Origin of the sequence: Pseudoalteromonas sp. APC 3224 (assembly GCF_030407535.1) — a bacterium.
Lineage (GTDB): Bacteria > Pseudomonadota > Gammaproteobacteria > Enterobacterales > Alteromonadaceae > Pseudoalteromonas.
On record NZ_JASDDF010000033.1, the window covers coordinates 1 to 22273 of the forward strand.

At 38.1% G+C, this 22273-nt stretch carries 22 protein-coding genes; 19 read left to right on the top strand and 3 right to left on the bottom strand.

Annotated elements, in window-relative coordinates; all coding sequences use genetic code 11:
• The first annotated feature begins 171 nt into the window (after positions 1-171).
• From gdhA to QL989_RS14905, 5 genes are all read left to right on the top strand, one after another.
• Complete coding sequence (gene gdhA, locus QL989_RS14885; protein ID WP_178956008.1) at positions 172-1524, top strand: NADP-specific glutamate dehydrogenase; 1353 nt, start codon at positions 172-174, stop codon at positions 1522-1524.
• Positions 1525-1833: 309 nt separating this feature from the next.
• Positions 1834-2052, top strand: a complete 219-nt coding sequence (locus QL989_RS14890) for a hypothetical protein (protein WP_138608544.1) — start codon at positions 1834-1836, stop codon at positions 2050-2052.
• 220 nt (positions 2053-2272) lie between these two features.
• On the top strand, positions 2273-2731 hold the full coding sequence (locus QL989_RS14895; RefSeq protein WP_178956012.1) for a carboxymuconolactone decarboxylase family protein: 459 nt from the start codon (positions 2273-2275) through the stop codon (positions 2729-2731).
• A gap of 31 nt (positions 2732-2762) precedes the next feature.
• Positions 2763-3494, top strand: a complete 732-nt coding sequence (locus QL989_RS14900; protein ID WP_232735498.1) for a helix-turn-helix domain-containing protein — start codon at positions 2763-2765, stop codon at positions 3492-3494.
• A 192-nt stretch (positions 3495-3686) separates the two neighbouring features.
• Positions 3687-3950 (top strand): hypothetical protein, encoded by a 264-nt coding sequence (locus tag QL989_RS14905; RefSeq protein ID WP_178956014.1) that lies wholly within the window; start codon positions 3687-3689, stop codon positions 3948-3950.
• Between the two features lie 334 nt (positions 3951-4284).
• On the opposite strand, the gene QL989_RS14910 is transcribed toward QL989_RS14905, so the two are convergent.
• Complete coding sequence (locus QL989_RS14910) at positions 4285-5187, bottom strand: alpha/beta hydrolase-fold protein (protein WP_290170949.1); 903 nt, start codon at positions 5185-5187, stop codon at positions 4285-4287.
• A gap of 185 nt (positions 5188-5372) precedes the next feature.
• Here QL989_RS14910 and QL989_RS14915 point away from each other — a divergent pair, with 185 nt between their 5' ends.
• From QL989_RS14915 to QL989_RS14930, 4 genes are all read left to right on the top strand, one after another.
• Complete coding sequence (locus tag QL989_RS14915; RefSeq protein ID WP_138608539.1) at positions 5373-5750, top strand: BlaI/MecI/CopY family transcriptional regulator; 378 nt, start codon at positions 5373-5375, stop codon at positions 5748-5750.
• The gene (locus QL989_RS14920) at positions 5750-7099 is read left to right on the top strand and encodes a M23/M56 family metallopeptidase (RefSeq protein WP_178956016.1); all 1350 of its coding nucleotides are present in this window, start codon (positions 5750-5752) and stop codon (positions 7097-7099) included. The genes QL989_RS14915 and QL989_RS14920 overlap by 1 nt, the downstream gene beginning before the upstream one ends.
• 47 nt (positions 7100-7146) lie before the next feature.
• Positions 7147-7815, top strand: coding sequence for an alpha/beta hydrolase (locus tag QL989_RS14925; protein WP_290170950.1), 669 nt, complete (start codon positions 7147-7149; stop codon positions 7813-7815).
• A gap of 84 nt (positions 7816-7899) precedes the next feature.
• A complete protein-coding gene (locus tag QL989_RS14930; protein ID WP_138608532.1) occupies positions 7900-8922 on the top strand; it encodes an acyltransferase in 1023 nt (340 codons plus the stop codon).
• A gap of 207 nt (positions 8923-9129) precedes the next feature.
• Here QL989_RS14930 and QL989_RS14935 read toward each other — a convergent pair whose 3' ends face one another.
• The gene (locus tag QL989_RS14935) at positions 9130-10863 is read right to left on the bottom strand and encodes an AMP-binding protein (protein WP_290170951.1); all 1734 of its coding nucleotides are present in this window, start codon (positions 10861-10863) and stop codon (positions 9130-9132) included.
• A 170-nt stretch (positions 10864-11033) separates the two neighbouring features.
• On the bottom strand, positions 11034-11480 hold the full coding sequence (locus QL989_RS14940) for a DUF3010 family protein (RefSeq protein WP_010389888.1): 447 nt from the start codon (positions 11478-11480) through the stop codon (positions 11034-11036).
• A gap of 374 nt (positions 11481-11854) precedes the next feature.
• Here QL989_RS14940 and thrS point away from each other — a divergent pair, with 374 nt between their 5' ends.
• The 10 genes from thrS (at position 11855) to QL989_RS14990 (ending at position 22268) form a co-directional block, all read left to right on the top strand.
• Positions 11855-13765, top strand: a complete 1911-nt coding sequence (thrS, locus tag QL989_RS14945; RefSeq protein WP_008466944.1) for a threonine--tRNA ligase — start codon at positions 11855-11857, stop codon at positions 13763-13765.
• Between the two features lie 59 nt (positions 13766-13824).
• Positions 13825-14385: a translation initiation factor IF-3 gene (gene infC, locus QL989_RS14950; protein WP_008466946.1), complete on the top strand. Its 561-nt coding sequence runs from the start codon at positions 13825-13827 to the stop codon at positions 14383-14385.
• Between the two features lie 212 nt (positions 14386-14597).
• Complete coding sequence (rpmI, locus tag QL989_RS14955) at positions 14598-14798, top strand: 50S ribosomal protein L35 (RefSeq protein WP_004587840.1); 201 nt, start codon at positions 14598-14600, stop codon at positions 14796-14798.
• Between the two features lie 15 nt (positions 14799-14813).
• A complete protein-coding gene (rplT, locus tag QL989_RS14960; protein ID WP_008110477.1) occupies positions 14814-15176 on the top strand; it encodes a 50S ribosomal protein L20 in 363 nt (120 codons plus the stop codon).
• Between the two features lie 316 nt (positions 15177-15492).
• Positions 15493-17310, top strand: a complete 1818-nt coding sequence (locus QL989_RS14965; RefSeq protein ID WP_290170952.1) for a M14 family metallopeptidase — start codon at positions 15493-15495, stop codon at positions 17308-17310.
• Position 17311: 1 nt separating this feature from the next.
• A complete protein-coding gene (locus QL989_RS14970; RefSeq protein ID WP_290170953.1) occupies positions 17312-17953 on the top strand; it encodes an MBL fold metallo-hydrolase in 642 nt (213 codons plus the stop codon).
• Between the two features lie 84 nt (positions 17954-18037).
• Positions 18038-18496: an Lrp/AsnC family transcriptional regulator gene (locus QL989_RS14975; RefSeq protein ID WP_008110469.1), complete on the top strand. Its 459-nt coding sequence runs from the start codon at positions 18038-18040 to the stop codon at positions 18494-18496.
• A gap of 116 nt (positions 18497-18612) precedes the next feature.
• A complete protein-coding gene (locus QL989_RS14980; protein WP_290170956.1) occupies positions 18613-20169 on the top strand; it encodes a SulP family inorganic anion transporter in 1557 nt (518 codons plus the stop codon).
• 204 nt (positions 20170-20373) lie between these two features.
• A complete protein-coding gene (locus QL989_RS14985; RefSeq protein WP_138608524.1) occupies positions 20374-21447 on the top strand; it encodes a histidine kinase in 1074 nt (357 codons plus the stop codon).
• Positions 21444-22268: a LytTR family DNA-binding domain-containing protein gene (locus QL989_RS14990; RefSeq protein WP_178956023.1), complete on the top strand. Its 825-nt coding sequence runs from the start codon at positions 21444-21446 to the stop codon at positions 22266-22268. The genes QL989_RS14985 and QL989_RS14990 overlap by 4 nt, the downstream gene beginning before the upstream one ends.
• The last annotated feature ends 5 nt before the right edge of the window (positions 22269-22273 follow it).

Genomic DNA, 22273 nt, shown 5'->3' on the forward strand with positions numbered 1-22273 from the left:
GTTTTTATACAAAAGAAACAACAATTTAATTCAACATCAAACACGTGCATCCAGTTTATCTATGATGTTAAAGTGTAAAAATAATGATCGCATAATCAATTTCTCTACTAACAATAACGTTGATCATTTTTCCTGTTTCGAATTTAAAAATACCTACATGGAAGAGTAAATATGGATTATATACACAAAACTATTTCGCAATTAAAGCAGACGAGTCCTGCGCAATGTGAGTTTTATCAAGCTGTAGAAGAAGTGCTAGACTCTCTAGAGCCTATATTTTCGCAAACCAGTCACTACCAACAACAAGCAATTATTCAAAGAATGGTAGAGCCAGAGCGCCAATTAATGTTTCGTGTGCCTTGGGTTGATGACGAGGGCAATATTCAAGTCAATAAAGGCTACCGTATCGAATTTAATTCGGCGTTGGGACCATATAAAGGCGGCTTACGTTTTCATCCTAGTGTGAATGCCAGCATTATAAAGTTTTTAGGGTTTGAACAAATTTTTAAAAATGCACTAACTGGTTTGCCTATAGGTGGTGGCAAAGGAGGCGCTAATTTTGATCCTAAAGGACGCTCTGATGGCGAGATAATGCGCTTTTGCCAATCGTTTATGACCGAGTTATATCGTCATATTGGTCCTACAACCGATGTACCTGCAGGGGATATTGGCGTAGGGGCGAGAGAAATTGGTTATATGTTTGGCCAATACAAACGCTTAACAGGGCGCTATGAAGGCATACTAACCGGTAAAAGTTTACTTTGGGGCGGATCGCTTGCTCGCAAAGAAGCAACGGGTTATGGCGCGGTGTATTTTGCTAACTATATGCTTGAAGATCGTGATGACAGCTTATCAGGAAAACGCTGTTTAATTTCAGGCTCAGGCAATGTGGCAATTTATGCCATGGAAAAATTATATCAACTAGGGGCTACGCCTATTGCCTGTAGTGACTCAAAAGGCACTTTGTACGATGAGAGTGGCATTGATTTAAAACTTATTAAGCAATTAAAAGAACAGTCACGAGGATGCCTGAGTGACTACCTAGATACTCACTCTCAGGCAAAGTATACGCCTCGCGATGAGTACCCTCAGGATGGTCATGCTGTATGGCGTTACAGTGCGGATGCGGCTTTTCCTTGTGCTACACAAAACGAATTAACCCAAGCGGATGCAAAAGCACTACTTGAAAATGGCTGTATTTTAGTCAGTGAAGGGGCGAATATGCCCTCAACCAAAGAAGCGATTGATTGCTTTATTGAAGCAAAAATTGCTTATGCCCCTGGCAAAGCAGCGAATGCCGGTGGGGTAGCAACCAGTCAATTAGAAATGGCACAAAATGCCAGTATGCAAAGCTGGACATTTGAGCAAGTAGATGAAAAGCTTAAACAAATAATGAAAGATATATTCACAACAGCCAACGACACTGCAAAAGAGTTTGATCAACCCGGTAACTTACTTTTAGGCGCTAACATCGCTGGATTTAGACGTGTAGCCGATGCAATGATTGAACAAGGTGTAGTGTAACAGCTCGGTTAATATATAATTTTTAGTAGCTTATACCTGTTTGATAGTGACATTTAATAAGTGTTGAACGAACAGGCAGGTATGAGCGAAAGATAGTTATTGAAGTGAGGTGTCATTAGCTAAGTTATATTAAAAGGGCACTTTCGTCATTTCTACATATTCAAATAATCTACAAAAAGCATAATATTTATAACTAGCAATAGCTTACACTATTTGTTATTAATATAAGTTCATAAAATGAGGATGTTTTTCGTGAAAATAGAGAAGCTGTCCTCTAATAAAGCTGTGACATGCAAAAAGGAATTTCGTATGAATATCAATGCAACAATTCTCGGTCAATTTATTTTTATATCAATGATCGTAATAACTGGTTTAAGCTTTTATCTCGGTAAACGTAAAACCCAAAATGTTAAAACAACAACCTTTATTGGTTTTTTATTGTCATTTATACCGCTATTAGGTTTAATATTTGTCGCAGTTTTGGCACTCAAAAACGATGTTATAAATAATAATGACTCTACTATTTAGGTGCCTAATTTTATATAAAATCCATTTTAATTTTTCTAAAACAGTTGGTTAGGCTCTGAACCATTACATATTGAAACCACTGTTTAGTGCGCTTAATATGACGTTAAAAGGCCTAATCTAACCCCAGCTTAAATTTAAAATGAATACGTGTCGAAAATATTCAATACCTATATTGAGACAAAAGCTATCTTAGCTCCAACTACATTTAAGGAGGTGAGATATGTTTTTTCGTGCAAATTATTTTGAGCTAGCACCTAAAGCAATACAGATTCTGATGAACCAAGAAGACTATCTGCGTAAGCAATTTAGTATTTCAGAAACAGTAACAATCCCGATCTGGGAATTGATTAAACTAAGAGTGTCGCAGATGAATCAGTGTGCCTTTTGTATTGATATGCACAGCAAAGACGCATTGAGTCATGGGGAAACTCATGAACGTATTATTGGCTTAAGTGCATGGCGTAATATGCCTTTATATTCTAAGACAGAACTAGCTGCGCTCGATTGGGCTGAATATTTGACCCTAGCTAACCCCGTAGACGAAGAGTTCTATAAGAATACGGTAGAAGTATTAGGTGAAAAAGCTGTAGTGGATTTGACCATTGCGATTAATGCTATCAATAGCTGGAATCGAATTGCTAAGACGTTTATGCCAGAGGTAGGCAGCTATAAACCGTAATAAATTATTTGAACAGGCATTTAATTTTCAGTTGTCTCAACCATCGGGGCAGCTGTCTGCGTTTGTGCAGGGAGTATGGTCAGCATCTGTACAGCAACCGGTTCCGATAGTAAAGCCGCTGTATTCTGATGCTGGCAGCGGCATTATTTTTAACCTTGTTGGTGACGTGATGATTGGCAATGAAACCCTGCCGGAAGGTGTCATTATGCTTGCTATAAATAAACAGACTGAGAATATTGTTCTGCAATCTGGAGCACAACTCTCAGGCATTCGTTTCCATCCAGCCATTTGCTATGGTGTTTTGGGACAGCATTACGACAAGCCAACACTTTTATTGCCAGAGGAAGACCAGCTTTATAACCTTTATGGGGTTTATAATGATCTCCGAATTCAAAAAGACATTGAAAGGCGAATTGAAACTCTGCACCGCTGGGCAGATAAAAACCTAGATTATTCCAAAGTAATTCCAGCCCCTCTGAAGAAAGCACTAATGTATATCGAGCAGGATGAAACGCCGGGGCAATTAAGTGCAAGTATTGATTTGAGCCAACGGCAAATTGAGCGTATTTTTAAACTTTGGCTAGAAATGACTCCCAAACATTATCAGCGGATTTTAAGGGTTAAAAAAACAATCAGCTTTTTACGAACATACAAAAAAGCAAACTTAGCTGATGTTGCTCACCAATTTGGATTTAGTGATCAGGCGCATATGACACGGGAATTTCGTACTTTTGCATGTATTACGCCAGGGCAAATAGAGTGAGTTTTTGGCTTTCATACTTGGTTACCACCGGTAAATGTTTTTCAGCTAACTCAATAAAACTAATTTCGTGCAAAGCCTATTTATCAAATCATTAAACAGGACAAAAATAGTTGGCATTTGCTCCTTTTTCGCTTATTTTAGCCAACCATTTTTTGCCTCATAATGAGGTATCACTTTTGTAGGAAACGCACGATGAAAACAATAATCTTCAGTCTTTTAATAGTCACTACTTTATTTTCAGCTAGCACGTTCGCAAATAATGATTCGCAATACGAACAAATGGCAAAGCAACTTTCAAAACAGCTAGAAACTTCCATGAAAGTAATGAATAACCCAAAGTTAATTAAAGCCAATGCAAAATATATAAAAAGTTTATATGAAGCTTTGGTTGAAGAGGGTTTTACTAAAGAGCAAGCATTACAACTCGTTGCAGCAACTCTAGCAAGCAAAAAGTAAAACTAACGAGCCTAGCAACCATGTGAATACTAACAGCTCACTCAGTTTTGCTTCGCTTCACATTTTAGCAAATTACTACCAGCCCCTCCTGCGGGGCTATGGATCAAAACGGAGACTGGAGTATAACTATGCTATTAGCTAATCTCTCACACCCGTTAGCTTAAGCTGACACCCATTCTAAAAATTCAATATGTAAAAGCGGACTTGTATTTTGAATTTGGTACAGTTTTAACAAATAAATAAAGTGACTGTTTTTAGATTTTATTCGCCTCATATCTAACTGATAATGCCAACTAATAAATTTGGAGTTTATCTGATAGGTAAGTACTAGCGATTATTTCTGTAATTTGTAAAATTTTACTAATCCTTTTGATAGCCCAATAGGAAAGGTCGAGTGATGATCGCTTCCTTCAACAACTTCCTCTTCTAGCTTTAATTTTTGGTAATTACGTGAGCGTAATAGATTTGCAAACTTCACATGACCTGCGACCATATCTTCTTTCATGCCATTTTCTAACGTTTCTAATGCGCCAGTTACCATAAACACATTAGCCTGCAGCGATGTGTTTTTCTGGGCATATTTATTTTCTAACTCAAATATCCAATTATTCTTAAACCAGAGTGAAGGGCTTGTTAAGATATAAGTAGCAAACAACTCAGGCTTGGTCAACAATACCCAAGCGGCAAAAGATCCCCCCAATGATTGCCCAGACAATATTCTTTGTTCAGTGTTAACTCGGTAATTGCGCTCAATGTACTGAAAGATTTCTTTTTCAATAAATGCTAAGTATTCAGTTGCTCCACCTGTGGTGTATTTTGTCCAGCTCTGATCAACGACAGGTGTTAAATCTCTAACTCGACTAAATTGACCGTCTTCTCCGTGAGCAAATGAAATACCAACAATAATGACTTTATCCATGTCTCGAACATGAGTGACACCAGCAGCTACTTTAAAAGTATAAGGTCCATCATTTAAGTAAAGTACAGGGTATTTTTTAGATTTATTCTCTACTAAGAAATAACTACGGGGTACTTTGATATATAAATCGTATTTTTTACCCAGCACTGTGGATTTAATTGTTACTACTTTACTGTTAGCAATTTCAAAACGATGGCCTTCAGCGAGTGCAAGATTGCTGCAAATTATATTGAGCATAAAAATTAAAGCTAAGTATTTTACAAAACACGAGGAGGAAAAAATTAAACTGCATATTGTCAAAAAAGTAGTCGGTTTCATTTTTGCTAAATCCTTTGCTATCGATAATGTTAAAGTTAAAAGTTTTTAGTATGACAAACAGTAACTTGATGTTCATCTATCGTTTTATCCAGTCTCAAACTCAAAGTGCGACACGTGTCACGGTGTTGCGTTTTAATATATAGGATGTTAAAGTGCGACACAAGTCACACCTCTTGAGTGTTTATATGAAACCCAATTCAACAGAGTTAGAAATACTGAAATTACTTTGGAAAAAACAGCCACGTACAGCCAAAGAGATTCATGAACACTTAGAATCAAAGTATGGCTGGTCATACTCATCTACACGTAAAACCTTAGAAAGAATGGGCAATAAAGGAATTTTAGAGGTGGGCTCCTCTGGCAACAAAAAAACCTTTAAAGCATTAATTGAGAAAATACCGACGCTAGCATCTTATATGCAGGAATTCGCAACCAATGTCTTAGAGTTAGATGAACCACTCCCTGTCACTATGTTCGCTGATAGCCGTTTAATAAATAAAGCTGAAGTCGATGAATTAGAGGAATTGTTAAATCAACTTTCAAAGGATGAAAAACAAAAGTAGTGGACTCTTTCATTATTCAATTCATAGTAAATAGTATTTTTCCTTGGCTTATATTTTCTGGGCTTGTTTATGTTTGCTCATCTTATATAACCAAGCACGACAATACCTCGCCAGGTATTTGGTGGTCTGCGCTTATAGCCAGCTTTTTACCTTTTATTCCTTTATCTCTTGGCACTATTAATATACCTATCCCTGATTTCGATTATATAAGCTCTAGTTTGCAAAGTGCACAAATAGTAAAGCAAGCCAGTATAACCCATGTAAGTTTGCAGAAAATTGATTTAATCTCAACAGCGCTAATTGTTGGTTACTTTGGTTTTACCTGCTTAAAACTCGTTAAATTATTGCTTGTGTGGCAGAAACTCAAAAGCTTAACGAGATCTTCTGAGTCAATAAATGAGCTGTCGACTAGTAAGGTGAAGATTGTCATTTCCTCGCAAAACCACAGTCCTTTTGTCATTGGTATAACAACAGCCTATGTTGTGCTACCTCATTATTTTTCATTCCTAAATAAAGATCAGCAAGGCATTTTGATTCAACACGAGCTAACCCATATTACAAACAAAGATCATATTACGATTCTTTTATGGAGGATCTTAAGCATCGTTTTATGGATAAACCCATTTGTTAAAAAGATGGAATGGCAGTTTATTCGCGCTATGGAGCATAGGTGTGATAGACATACAATATGTCGCTTTAATCTCAACAAACATGATTATGCTAAGGCACTGCTGCAATCATTAAAAAAGAGCATTCAATTTAGTAACAACAATCCAGTCGCTCAATTTAGTTCTGCTGTGCTTTGTGCTGATGATTACAAAGCGAGGCTTTCAAATATTGCTTCGCCATCGAGTAAAAGCAAACTTGCTTTAACTTTTAAGTTCTTCTTAATGATACTGGTTATTTTTAGTCTGCATACATTTTTAAAAGACCCCGCAATGACAGGGAAGCTCACTTGGCAACATCCACTAAATAGCCATACGATCAGCTCAACATTTCGTAGCATAAGCAAAGTCAGAGGATATAAACCGCATCAAGGTATAGACTATGTTGCCCAAAGAGGAAGCCCTGTGCTGTCTGCTGCAGATGGAGTAATAGTTATTTCAGGTAACAAAACCTTGCATTCGAACTATGGAAATACTGTATTAATTCAACATAAAAGTGGCTATCAAACGTTATATGCGCACCTAGAATCAAGTGACGCTAAAGTCGGCTCTTGGGTTAAAGCAGGGCAGGTTATTGGTATCATTGGTGATACAGGTAAAACGACAGGGGTTCATCTGCACTTTGAAGTAATTAAAGACAACCAAAGAGTTGATCCTAGTTTAGTTCTCGTTACTAAATCATAAAATAATGGCTTTTATTTCAAATGTTTATAGAGTTATAAAGGTGTAATATGTATCAAAAGCTGCTTTTTATTATTTTTACTTTTCTTTTTAGTTCATTTAGCTATGGTGGCAAAGTATATGAGAGCTTCCCAGACAAAGTAAATCCATCAGAGCATTATGTTTTTTATTCTCACGGATTCATTGTAGAGGGTAAAGATCCCACACCTATTCATGAGCGTTGGGGGCAATATAACTTTCCAGCGATTAAACAGGAACTTGCCGACTCAAGCTATCATTTAATTGCTACTCATCGGCCAGCTAAGACTCCCCCTTTTAACTACGCTCAACAGCTATCTAAACAAGTAACTAAGTTACTAAAAAATGGCATACCTGCGAGCAATATATCGCTAGTTGGCTTTTCCCGCGGCGGGTTTATTACGGCAATTACATCGAGCCATTTAAAAAACATGGATATTAACGTTGTGATTTTAGCGGCTTGTACCAGTGGATTAGCTAAAAAAGCAGAAATAGCTATTTATGGTCATTTATTTTCAGTCTATGAAACCTCTGATTCTGTTGGTTCGTGTGACGACTTAGTTGCTAGGAGTGTTGATACGGTTAGTTCTTACACAGAAATATCTATTTCAACGGGTAAAGAACATGGCGCTTTTTTCACACCGAGAAAAGAATGGATATTACCCGTTAAAGCGTGGCTCAAACGTAAAAAGATTCAGTAATATCGTATAAGCCTAAGTTCACATAGCCGATAATTAAATTTAAACAATTTTAAAAAATAATAAGCTAAGGATTAAATCAACTTCATGGAAATTAGAAAATTAAATTCTCTAAGAGCTTTAGCTGCCCTTATTGTATTTGTTACTCACTTTTCAGATATTACTCATTGGTTAAATGGTTCACTAGGCGGCGGTTCAGGAGCCTATGGCGTAATGTTATTTTTCCTTCTTAGTGGTTTTTTAATGTCATTTCTCTATTTAGATACCAAATTTAGCAGAGCGAACATTAGACGATACGTACTAGCTAGAGCCGGACGAGTTTTACCTCTGTACCTTGTAATTGTTTTTAGCTCTTACTTATTAACTCAAAATAATTATGACATTTTATACAACATAACTGATCTTAATTCGCTAATAGGTCACCTTTTGTTCATGCATGGTGAAAGCGTACTTTGGACAATTCCACCAGAAATACAATTTTATATAATCTTACTTGTTTTTTGGTTTTTAGCAGGCGATAGAAAAGGGTATATATATTTACTAATTGTGACTTTTATGATGTTTTGGTACTTGGCTGACTTCCCAAGAGTATTTGGTGAAATTAAAAGTGTCCATTACAACATATTTAGTACTTTAAGAACGTTACCGTACTTTTTTATTGGCGTTATATTTGGTTTGCATTACAAGTTATTTAAAGTGCCGAGTTATATGAAGAGCAACTGGTTTATATTAGCTTTGTGTTTAATACCTTTATTGTATCCTGAGTTTTCACCTATTAACGAGGGTGACAAGAAAAGAATGTGGCTTAGTTATGAAGTTCTATTTGTTATGAGTACAGTATTCTTTTGTGTTGTTTTTTTAATCCCAGACAACAATATTTTTTTAGCAAATAAGGTTGGTGACTTTTTAGGTAAAGTGTCTTACTCATTTTATTTATTGCATATGCCTATTATTGGAATGGTGAATAAGTTTAATTTAAATATTGAACTTAAACTGTTGCTATCACTAAGCCTGAGTGTTTTTTTTGCGCATCTATCGTACGTATTCTTTGAAAGGCCTATTGCAAATAAAATTAGAAGCGCCTCAAATAAAAAGAAGCTCAACATTTAAATTTTACACATTTAAGAAAGCTAGAATGTTTATTACACTGGACTTTGTTGTTTATTCTGCTCCATATCACTAGGTGCGAAAGAAAATAGAGAGTTTAAAATTCGAAATACGCATCCTCTAATGTTGCTGAGCCTTAGATTGATAATTTATATTTAAAATACAATGCAACGTTTAATCGTTGCATTGTAATAAAGTAGCCGTTAATTATTACGAAAATGCAGATTCGGCGAGCTCTTCTTGCATTTGTTCGCGCATTTTAAATTTTTGCAATTTGCCGGTTACCGTCATCGGGTAATGTTCAACAAAGCGAATATATTTAGGCTGTTTAAAGTAGGCGAGTTTGTCTTTTAAAAATAATCGAATTGCTTGCTCATCAAGCACTTCACCTTCTTTAGGCTGGATCCAGGCACACACTTCTTCGCCAAACTTTTCATCGGAAATACCAAAAATTGCCGCATCTTGTATCCCTGGGTAGGTGTATAAAACTTCCTCAATCTCACGGGGATATATATTTTCTCCGCCGCGAATAATCATGTCTTTAATTCTGCCAACAATACTGACAAAGCCTTCACTGTCCATTACCCCTAAATCGCCAGAATGTAACCAACCTTGATTATCGATAGTAGCTTTGGTTTTTTCTTCATCGTTCCAATAGCAACGCATAATACCAGCTCCACGGCTACAGACTTCACCTGGTTGGCCTATTTTTTGAACTTCTCCCACCTCATCAATAATCTTTACTTCAGTGTGCGCAAGCGCTCGTCCTACTGTGGTGACTTGACGCTCAATTGATGAGTCGGTTTCAGTGATATTGTTGATTGGGCTACACTCTGTTTGTCCATAGGCTATAACGACTTGGTTCATATTCATTAGTGTTTGTACTTTACGCATAACTTGTTCGGGGCAGGTTGAACCTGCCATAACGCCGGTTCGTAATGTACTTAAATCATAATCACTAAAGTTATTAAGCTCTAATTCGCTTATAAACATGGTAGGCACGCCATGAAGCCCGGTACATTTTTCTTGTTGGACCACCTCTAATGTGGTTTTTGGATCGAAAGAATCACTTGGATAAATAGCTGCAGCGCCTTTACTTACGCACAATAAGCTGCCTAAAACCATGCCAAAGCAATGATAAAGCGGTACAGGGATACATAGCTTATCATGTTCAGTAAAATGCATTGCTTGGGCAACAAGCAGTGCATTATTAAGAATGTTTTTATGCGTTAGCGTAGCCCCTTTAGGGTTTCCTGTAGTGCCAGAGGTAAACTGAATATTAATGTCTTGATTACAATTTAGGGTTTTAGCCACCGCTTGAAGTTCTAACTGGTGCGCATCTGAGGGCAAAGCGAGTACTTCATTAAATGAAAACATGCCATTTACTGGCTCATCACCTATACAAATTATATTTTTTAATGAAGGGAGCTTAGCGGCTTTTAATTTCCCTTTTTGGCAACTATTTAGCTCTGGGGCTAAACTTTGTAGCATATTAACGTAGTGACTGCCCTTAAATGAGGTAGCAGTAATAAGCGTGGAACATTCAACACTATTAAGTGCATATTGCAGTTCACTGGGGCGGTAAGCTGGGTTAATACACACCATGATTGCGCCGATTTTAGCCGTTGCAAATTGAGTTAAGCACCATTGTATATTATTGGGTGACCAAATACCGACCCTGTCACCTGATTTAACCCCTAATGCCAACAACCCCATAGCAAGCTGATCAATCTGCTGCTGAAACTCCTTGTAGTTTAAGCGAATATTTTGGTGAGCAACAACAACTGCCAATGCCTCTGGGTTATTGTCGACAATTGAATCAAGGTATTCTCCAATAGTTTGCTCTATTAGCGGTGTGCTTTGAATCCCCTTAAAATAACTATTTGATAGCGGTATAGTGTTTATTTGTTCTACTTCTTTATGCACTGTTTGTGTCGCTTTCATGACATTCTCCATGTTTTTATCTATCCAAGGCTTGTTGATTAAATAAACATGAATTGTCGACAAAGGGAAGAGGGTTAGACTAATGTCTTATACTTTTATTTGAAAATTTAGACATAAAAAAAACGCGTAATATTGAGCTATTACGCGTTTTTACAAGGATGCAATTGGTATTACATTTCGTCGCTGCGGTAGGTTTTTTTCATGATATAAACGTAAGCATTAACGAATGCATTTTCTTGATATTTTTTAAGACCAGTGTCTTCGAACGCGATAGGGATTGGGTTGCGTTTTACTTGCTCTTTTATTTCAGTAGTTGAAAACACGCGAACATCGAGGTTGTCGATTAATTGAATAGCCGTTTCCATTTTGAACCCTTTAGCGCTACCTGCAAATTTACCTTTAGGCTGGCGTTCGCGAATGGCAACAGAATCAATTTGGTAATCTTGCATCAGCTTTGCAAAATCAAATTGAAATTTACGCATTATTTCAGTGTCGTTACCGTTACCTAAGGTAAAGCGTGTTTGGCGCACGTCACGAATATCAAAAACGTCGTTATCTTTACTTAAAATACAAAGTAGTACATCGCTACCGGTAATTTCTACACCACATGTTCTCATTGTTAATCTCTACTATAACTTAATTACCGGTTATTATACGCAACACGCATTAAAATGCGAGTTTAAGCACTTTGTGTGCTGCTTTAATATAGTGCCTTACGTTAATTTGATGCGGCGTGACTGAAGAAAAGTTATTAATTGCACATTTATGTTAAAAATGCGTGGTTTTTAGTAGCTTAAAACTTGTAATTAACGCTACAGCACGCGACAATATCTTTTTTGTAGTTGAGCAGACTCAGCATCTACATTAGCCTTTGATGGCGAAAAATAGTCAATGCTTATTCGTAAAAGCGTTGTCGAGTCATTCTCATTTAATTAATTAAAAAATACACGTGATACATTGTAGGTGTCACCACTGTATGTAAGGATTTATAATGCCAGTTATTACTCTCCCTGACGGTAGTCAGCGTAGTTTTGAAAACCCTGTAAGCACGCTTGATGTTGCAAACGATATTGGCCCTGGTCTTGCTAAAGCAACCATCGCCGGCCGTGTTAATGGCGAACGTGTGGATGCATGTGATTTAATTTCAGCAGACTCTCGTCTTGAAATTATTACAGCAAAAGATGACGATGGTTTAGAAATTATTCGCCATTCTTGTGCCCACCTAATTGGTCATGCAGTTAAGCAACTTTTCCCAGACGCTAAAATGGCGATTGGTCCTACTATCGATAACGGTTTTTACTATGATATTGATATGGAACATTCGTTATCTCAAGATGATCTTGATGCTATTGAAAAGCGTATGTTACAGCTTGCAAAAACAAACTACGATGTAGTGAAAAAAACCGTTAGCTGGCAAGAAGCACGCGATACGTTTGCGGCGCGTGGCGAAACATACAAAATAGAAATTCTTGACGAAAATATTGCTCAAGATGATCGCCCAGGTTTATACCACCATGAAGAATATGTAGATATGTGTCGTGGACCACACGTTCCTAACATGAAATTCTGTCAAAACTTCAAAATTATGAAGGTAGCAGGTGCATACTGGCGTGGTGATTCTGAAAATAAAATGCTGCAGCGTATTTACGGCACAGCGTGGGGCGATAAAAAACAACTTAAAGCGTACTTAAAGCGTTTAGAAGAAGCCGAAAAACGTGATCACCGTCGTATTGGTAAAGCACTTGATTTATGGCACTGGCAAGAAGAAGCGCCAGGCATGGTATTTTGGCACAACGATGGTTGGAGCATTTACCGTGAATTAGAAGAATTTGTGCGTGAAAAATTACGTGAGTACCAATACGAAGAAGTAAAAGGTCCAATGATGATGGATCGTTCGTTATGGGAAAAATCAGGTCACTGGGAAAAATATTCAGAAGCCATGTTTACCACGGAATCTGAAAAGCGTGAATACGCAATCAAGCCAATGAACTGTCCAGGTCACGTACAAATATTTAACCAAGGTTTAAAATCATACCGTGATTTACCACTGCGTATGGCTGAGTTTGGTTGTTGTCACCGTAATGAGCCATCAGGCGCACTTCACGGTTTAATGCGTGTGCGTGGCTTTACCCAAGATGATGCGCATGTATTCTGTACTGAAGAGCAAATCATGGATGAAGTATCGGCCTGTATTAAAATGGTTTACGATACGTATGAAACATTCGGCTTTGAAAAAATTGTAGTTAAACTTTCAACTCGTCCAGAGCAACGTATTGGCGAAGATGAAATGTGGGACAAAGCTGAGCTTGCACTTGCTGATGCACTTAAGGCAAATGACATTGAATTTGATTACCTACCAGGTGAAGGGGCGTTTTATGGCCCTAAAATTGAATTTACTTTGTACGATTGCTTAGACAGAGCGTGGCAGTGTGGTACAGTGCAACTAGACTTTGCATTACCTGGTCGTTTAGGCGCAACATATGTGGCTGAAAATAACGAACGACGTACACCTGTTATGATACACCGCGCTATATTAGGGTCTATTGAGCGCTTCATCGGTATTTTAACAGAAGAGTATGCTGGTTTATTCCCAACGTGGCTTGCGCCTAAGCAAGTGGTGATTATGAATATCACCGATAAACAAGCACCGTATGTTCAGGAAATTGTACAAAAATTAAATAAACTTGGAATTAGAGCCGCTGCTGACTTGAGAAATGAGAAGATTGGCTTTAAAATCCGTGAGCATACACTTAAGCGTATTCCTTACTTATTGGTTGTTGGCGACAAAGAAGTTGAGCAACAAGAAGTAGCAGTACGAACTCGCACAGGTGAAGACCTAGGCAAATTTAATGTCGATGATTTTGTAGCTAAAATCAGTGAAGAAATCAAAAATCGACAGTAAAAATCGAGCGTGTAGGGCAAGCAAAAATAGCCAGCTACACGCTTATATTATTGATATTCTTGGAGGAACGTACTATTAGAGGCGGCAAGAAAGGGCAACAAACAGCTCAAAAAAATCGTATTAACGAAGAAATTACAGCGCAAGAAGTTCGTTTAATCGACATCGACGGCGAACAAGCTGGAATTCAGTCATTAAAAGACGCGCAAGCTATGGCTGATGCAGCGGGTGTTGATCTTGTAGAGATCAGTCCAAATGCTGAGCCGCCTGTTTGTAAGGTTATGGATTACGGTAAGTTCATCTTTGAAAAAAGCAAAGAACTAAAAGAGCAGAAGAAGAAGCAAAAGCAGATCCAGATTAAAGAAATCAAATTCCGTCCAGGTACGGATGAAGGTGATTATCAGGTTAAGCTACGCAACTTACGCAAGTTCTTAGAAGCTGGCGATAAAGCTAAGATAACTATCCGCTTCCGTGGTCGTGAAATGGCTCACCAAGAAATTGGTATCGAATTATTAAACCGTATTAAAACCGATTTAGAAGAATTAGCAGTTGTTGAATCTTTCCCAAATCGTGTTGAAGGCCGTCAAATGGTTATGATGATGGCGCCGGTTGCTAAAAAGTAATAATTAGGCGATAATACGCACCGAATTTAGCTCAGGTTTGCAAGTGATATGAAAATGTCCACCTGAGTTAACCGGTTTTAAAGTAAAATTGCGGTATTTATATCGGGTTTTCACCGGAACATAGCAGTAAGTTAGGCCTTTAAAGTGGAGCTATAGCAATATATCTCACGCCTTCTTACTAATTTTAAAGCAATACAATTGGAGTTATTGCAATGGCTTACAAGCTAAAAAGTCACAGAGGCGCAGCTAAGCGTTTCAAAAAGACTGCTTCTGGCGGTTTCAAGCGTAAACAAGCGCATCTTCGTCACATTCTGACTAAGAAAACTTCTAAGCGTAAGTTACACCTACGTCCTAAGATGATGGTTCATAAAAATGACCATGGTCTAGTTTCACGTATGTTACCATTCGCTTAATAGGGGTTTTTAGAAATGGCAAGAGTTAAACGCGGCGTTGTCGCACGTGCACGTCACAAAAAAGTTTTAAAACAAGCGAAAGGTTACTACGGAGCACGTTCACGTGTTTACCGCGTAGCTTTCCAGGCTGTTACTAAAGCGGGTCAATACGCTTACCGTGACCGCCGTGCTAAGAAACGTACTTTCCGTCAATTATGGATTGCACGTATCAATGCTGCTTCACGTCAAAATGGTCTGTCTTACAGCCGTTTTATCAATGGTCTTAAAAAGACATCTGTAGAAATCGATCGTAAGATCCTTGCAGATATCGCTGTTTACGACCAAGTTGCATTCGCAGCGCTTGTAGCAAAAGCAAAAGAAGGCCTAGCGGCAGCTTAAGTTTTTGTATAAGTATTGAAAAGGAGCCTATGGCTCCTTTTTTTGTGCCTGCAATTTACTGTTTTAGCTATGTCATACCTTTTAGTGCCGTGTATCCATTTAACTTAACTAGCTAAACCAGAATTTTAGGCATGTTCATTGTTGCTCTTAAGGTTGATATTAATTATGTTTTTATCAGCACTTGACTAGGGCTTGAGCAAATAATCAAAGGAAACTGCAATTGGCTGCATTTTTTTGTTGAACTACCGCAGTTTTGGCATCTAAAAAGCTTTAATTGCTATAATTTTTTTAATTAATGCGTTTGCTAGAGAAGTATATGTTTATAAGTTTATTGGTTTTATCTGCAAGTATGGCGAATAACAGTCATTTACCGCCATTATTACCATGGGAAGGTGCGAGCACATCGCTATTGCAACAACAGGGACCTTTAACCACAGACTTTGAAATTTCTGCAGGAGTCTCGTCTCCTAATTATGCTGATACCATGGCATTTGTTGATAGGTTGGTAGCGGCGAATCCCACTCAATTTAAATCAAAAACGATTGGCTATAGTAATAGTAAACGTGCAATAAAAATGTTGATTGCCAGCGAACAAGGCTTTTTTGATGCTGGGCAAATGGCTAACAGCACTAAACCAACTGTGCTAATTCAAGCCGGAATTCACGCTGGTGAGATTGATGGTAAAGATGCAATGTTTATGTTGCTAAGAGATATTGCCACGGGTAAACGTCGCGATATATTAAAAAAGGTAAACATTCTATTTATTCCCATTCTTAATGTTGATGGGCATGAACGCAGTAGCGCATTTAATCGAATTAATCAGCGTGGTCCGGTAAAAATGGGTTTTAGAACAAACGCCAATAACCTTAATTTAAATCGTGATTTCACTAAATTAGATACCCCCGAGGTTAAAAGCGTACTTGCAGTCATTAACGATTACAATCCTAATTTATATATAGACGTGCATGTGACTGATGGGGCCGATTACCAATATGATGTCACCTACGGCTATAACCCAGTATTTGCTAGCGAGTCGCCTGCTATTTCTGATGCGCTCAACCGTTATTTTAAACCTGTTATTGATCAAACCTTAACTGAGCAAGGACATATCCCTGGCCCTTTAGTGTTTGTTATGGATAAACAAGAGTTTAAATCAGGTTTAGCAGGTTGGGTGGCAACGCCTCGTTTTTCAAATGGCTGGGGTGATTTAAGGTCATTGCCAACTATTTTAGTCGAAAACCATTCTTTAAAACCCTATAAGCAACGCGTGCTAGGGACTTATGTATTTATAGATGGTGCTATTGAAGCGTTAGCAACCCATAAAGATAAACTCGCCAATGCGGTAAAAAAAGAACAGCAATTTGTGCCTAAGCAATTAATTGTTAAACGTGGTTACGCTGAGCAAGCTGATCATATCAAATTTAAAGGCATTGCTTATTCTAAGAATATGAATGCTTTGTCAAATCAGCAGGAAGTAAGTTATTTAGGTAAAAAGCAAGATTATGACAAGCTGCCTATTTTTTGGCAAAAAGAAGTACAGCACACGGTTGAAGTCCCTAAATCGTTTTTTATCCCGCCAGTGTATACCGATATTATCGAAAAGCTTGCTTTACATGGGGTATCAATTAATAAACTTAGTGGCGCCAATACTCAGCCATTAAAAATGGCAAAAGTGGCGCAATATAGCTTTGATAAAGCACCATTTGAAGGGCGATTTAGAGTGTCGGCACGTTTTAACTATGAACCGGCTACGAATGTCGATTTAGATGGTTGGTTTGAAGTCAGTACCCAACAAAAAGCAGGCGAGTTAGCTGTGCATTTATTGCATCCAGAAGCACCTGACTCTTTTTTTGCATGGGGTGAATTTAATACGATTTTTCAGCGAACAGAGTATATGGAAAATTACGCATTGCTCCCATTCGCTGAGAAAATGCTCAGCGATGATCCGAAATTAGCAGAGGCATTTAATAAAAAACTGAAGCTAGATAAAGCATTTGCTACAGATCCTGAGGCGCGCTTAAATTGGCTCTATGAACATAGCCCGTTTTACGATCAAGCTTATTTAAAATACCCAATTTTAATGTCATATGAACAAGATATAGTTATTCCAGCGCAAAAAAATAAAGAAATATAAGATGAAAATAATCACAATTCCCGTTACGCAGTTTATGCAAAATTGCCGAATTATAGTATGCGAACAAACCCAGCAAGCTGTGGTGGTAGATCCCGGTGGTGATGTTGACAAAATTAATACAACACTAACACAGCATAACTTGAGCTTGTCAGCCATCTGGTTGACCCATGGACACTTAGATCATGTGGGTGGTGCTCATAGTTTACGTGAGCAATACAATATAAAGATTATTGGCCCACATAAGGATGAGCGCTTTTGGTTTGATAACTTACCAATGCAAGCCACAATGTTTGGATTTAAACCTATCAGTGCTTTTTACCCAGATGAATGGCTAGCACATGGTGACACCGTACAAGTTGGTCAGCTTGTATTTAAAATACTGCATTGCCCAGGGCACACTCCAGGACACGTTGTATTTTATCAAGATACGCAAAGCACCGTTATTGTGGGTGATGTTATATTTAAAGGCTCAGTCGGTCGTACTGATTTTCCAAAAGGAGACAGTAAGCAGCTTATTAGCTCAATACAGGCCCATATAATGACGTTGCCACTGAGTACCGCAATTTTAAGTGGCCATGGTGAAGATACCGATGTCGCCAATGAGAAGGCAACCAATCCGTTTGTAAGTGGTCAATTTGGTTGATGTGTTTAATTGTTAAAAATATGCAGACTGCTTTTTAAAAAGGCTGTATAATTTAACCAATTTATTAGATAAATAAGAAATAAAATGTCTCTAAATCACGTAGATCGCCAAATATTGGCACTTTTACAACAAGATGCAAGTTTATCAACCGCTGAAATTGCAGATAAAGTAGGCCTATCTCAGTCTCCTTGTTGGCGTCGTATTGCCAAATTAGAACAAGATGGCTACATCAAAAGTAAAGTCGCATTGCTTGATGAAAAAAAGCTGGGCTTTGATATGTTGGTTTACGCCCATGTACGTTTATCAAACCATGGTAAAAAGAATCTAGCCGAGTTTGAAAAACTGATACTTAGCTATGATGAAGTGACTGAATGTTACACTATGGCGGGTACTATGGACTTTATGTTACGTATTATTTCTCAAGGCATAGAAGGTTATGAACACTTTGTACGCGATAACCTACTTAGCTTAGAGTACGTCCAAGAGGTTCATTCTAACGTGACCATGACCTGTGTAAAACGTAGTACAGCCTTACCACTGTAAAATAAAAATAAGCCGATGATAAACAAATCGGCTGCATTAACTATAATTGTGAAATGAGCGCTAATTTGATAGAATTCAGCGCTTTTTTTGTCAGCTAAATAAAACTGAGGAACTCAATGTTTAACTTACTCAGTAGGGCGCCAAGCTCTGCTAAAAACGATATTCTCTCTGGATTGACCGTGGCACTTGCCTTGATCCCAGAAGCTGTTGCATTTGCCTTTGTTGCAAATGTAGAACCCCTTGTTGGTTTATATGCCGCATTTATTGTTGGCTTAATTACGGCTATTTTTGGTGGTCGTCCGGGTATGATTTCGGGTGCAACCGGTGCGCTTGCGGTTGTAATGGTAAGTTTAGTGCTTGATCACGGAGTGGAATATCTATTTGCCACCGTTTTGCTCATGGGGCTATTACAAATATTGGCCGGAGCATTTAAGCTCGGTAAATTTATACGTATGGTTCCACATCCGGTGATGCTTGGTTTTGTTAATGGCTTAGCAATTGTGATATTTTTAGCTCAGCTTGGGCAGTTTAAAGTGCCTGATGGTGCTGGCGGCCAAGAGTGGATGACGGGCAGTGCAATGTACATCATGCTCGGTTTAGTGGCGCTAACTATGGCTATTATTCACTTTTTACCAAAATTAACGACCGCAGTCCCTTCGTCATTGGTTGCCATTGTGACGGTTACTGGCTTAGTTATTGGCCTTGACCTAGAAGCGCGCACTGTACTTGATTTCTTAAAAGGAATGACAGGTAATGAAGCCGCAACAATTGCAGGTGGTTTACCGCAGTTCCATATTCCTATGGTGCCTTTTAATTTAGAAACACTACAAATTATCTTCCCGTATGCGCTTATTCTTGCAGCAATTGGCTTAATTGAGTCATTATTAACGCTAAGCTTGATTGACGAAATTACAGAAACACGTGGCCATTCTAATAAAGAATGTATTGGCCAAGGTGCGGCAAACGTCACATGTGGTTTCTTTGGTGCAATGGGTGGCTGTGCCATGATTGGCCAATCTATGATTAACATTAATTCAGGTGGCCGTTCGCGTTTATCTGGTATTAGTGCTGCGCTGATGTTACTTGCGTTTATTATCTTTGCCTCAAGTTTAATTGAAATGATCCCACTAGCGGCATTAGTTGGGGTTATGTTTATGGTGGTGCTGGGTACATTCGAATGGGCAAGTTTTAAAATGATGAAACGCGTGCCTTTATCTGACGCATTTGTAATTGTTTTAGTATCGGGTGTGACGGTTATCACTGACTTAGCCATTGCAGTATGTGTGGGTGTTATTGTGTCTGCATTAGTGTTTGCTTGGCAGCATGCAAAACATATATACACAACGAACTATATCGATAAAGAAGGTTCAAAAGTGTACGAGTTACACGGGCCTTTATTCTTTGGTTCAGTTAAAAACTTTGCCGATTTATTTGATGTAAAGAACGACCCTAAAGACGTTATTGTTGAGTTTAAATACAGCCGTGTTGCGGACCACAGTGCAATAGAAGCAATTGACAGCTTAGCTGATAAGTACAATAAAGCCGGTAAAAAGTTGCATTTACGTCACTTAAGTAAAGATTGTACTGAACTACTTCATAAAGCGCGTGACTTAGTAGAAGTCAACGTCATTGAAGATCCAACTTATAAAGTTGCTTCAGACAAGCTTGCTTAATAAATAAAAAGTAAACATTGAGAAGCGAAAGGTACCTACCTTTCGCTTTTTTTATGCGCACAATTAAGTGAAATGCTTAACTATAAATGCATAAGCTTGGGTTATAGTTTGCGATAGGGCTATTAAAAAGTAAGACAGTTGGTAGTGCTATACCCGTTGATAAATCGATATAATAATACCAAATTTACAAGGTAATAATTAATTTTGAATTGGCAGTCTTTAATTGATAACAGACAACGCTTTTTCTGGCTTTTACAAATCGCTGGCTGGATAGGGTATGCGTTAGTTAATTACATTGGTTCTAAAGTATTCGAAATGCGTGATATTTACGTATTTGTTATTTTACTCAATGCCTATGCGGGCTGTTTAATGACTGTCCCGTTACGTTATATATATCGCAAAATTTGGAATGCCTCGCCGTGGGTCTTAATTATTGTTGTATTTGGTGCTTCGTATGTAACTGGTACGCTCTGGGCCGTGGTACAAAAGTTTAACTTGTGGGAAATTTATCGTCACGGTTATCGCCCTGAAGAATGGTTCTATTATTTACAACAAGGGCTAGACTCCGTTTATATTATTTTGTGTTGGAGTGGCTTGTACTTTGGGGTTAAGTATTACCAGTTACTACAAAGTGAACGTCAAAAAGCGTTAAAAGCAACCACAATGGCGCATGAAGCGCAGCTAAAGATGCTCAGATATCAGTTAAACCCTCACTTTTTATTTAACACCCTCAATGCTATTTCCACTTTAATTTTGGTAAAAGAAAACAAAGATGCTAACTTAATGGTATCTAAGCTGAGTGATTTTTTGCGTTATACACTCAACACTGATCCAATTAAAAAAGTGCCGCTAGAGCAAGAGTTACACGCATTAATGCTTTATTTAGAAATTGAACGTGTGCGCTTTGATGAACGATTACAGGTTAATGTTGATGTGAGTGAGCAAGCCCAACAAGCCTTGGTACCTAGCTTAATATTACAACCAATCATTGAAAATGCCATTAAGTACGCCATAGCCCACATGGCAGAAGGTGGCGTGATAGATATAAAAGCACAGGTATTTGCTAATGAATTATTACTTGAAGTGGGCGATAATGGTCCTGGCACTGAAATTGTAAATGGCCAGTTAGTTAATGCACAAGGCGTGGGTGTGGCAAATACCCGAGACAGATTAAAAACGCTCTACGAAAATAATTACTCGTTTGTATTATCACATAATACGCCAAGTGGATTGAAAGTTAATCTGCGAGTTCCGTTTGAGAAGGCTGTGAAGAAATGACAAGAATAAAAACGTTGATTGTTGATGATGAACCATTAGCACGTAAAGGCTTAGCCGTCAGGCTTGAAGAGTTTTCTGATATTGAAGTGATCAAACTATGTAGCTCAGGATTTGATGCAATCGAAAGCTGCAAAAACGAAAAAATTGACCTCGTGTTTTTAGATATTCAAATGCCAGGCATGAATGGCTTTGAAGTTGCGCGCGCATTGAGTGAAAGTAGTAAAGATTTGCCCGCCATTGTGTTTGTGACTGCGTTTGATCATTTCGCTGTTAAAGCATTTGAAATCCATGCTTTAGATTACATTTTAAAACCCGTTGATGATAACAGATTAAAACAGGCGGTAGAAAAAGTGCATACCTATTTAAAAACACAGCAGGACAACGCCCATAAGAAAAAATTAGCTAGCTTTGTAGCTGGAATAACGGGTAATAACTGTGAAGAGATTTTAAAGAAATTAGCCACAGGTGATACCTTAACTGATCGTCGCTACCCTGAATCATTAGCAGTAAAAGAGCAGGGCGAAATTGTCAGAGTGCCAGTTGCTACCATACAGTGGGTAGATGCAGCGGGTGATTATATGTGTTTACATTGCCAAGATGGGCAAACGCATATATTACGTAAAACCATGAAAGAGCTAGAACAAGAGTTAGATCCAAGCTTATTTGTACGTGTCCATCGCAGCGCAATTGTTAACACTAAACAAATTAGTAAGCTGGTTACTCAGGTAAGTGGTGAGTACCTATTGGTACTTGAAAACGGTCAAGAGCTCAAAGTTAGCCGAAGCTATCGAGACAAAGTAAAAGCAGCGCTGGCAAGCTAAATTAA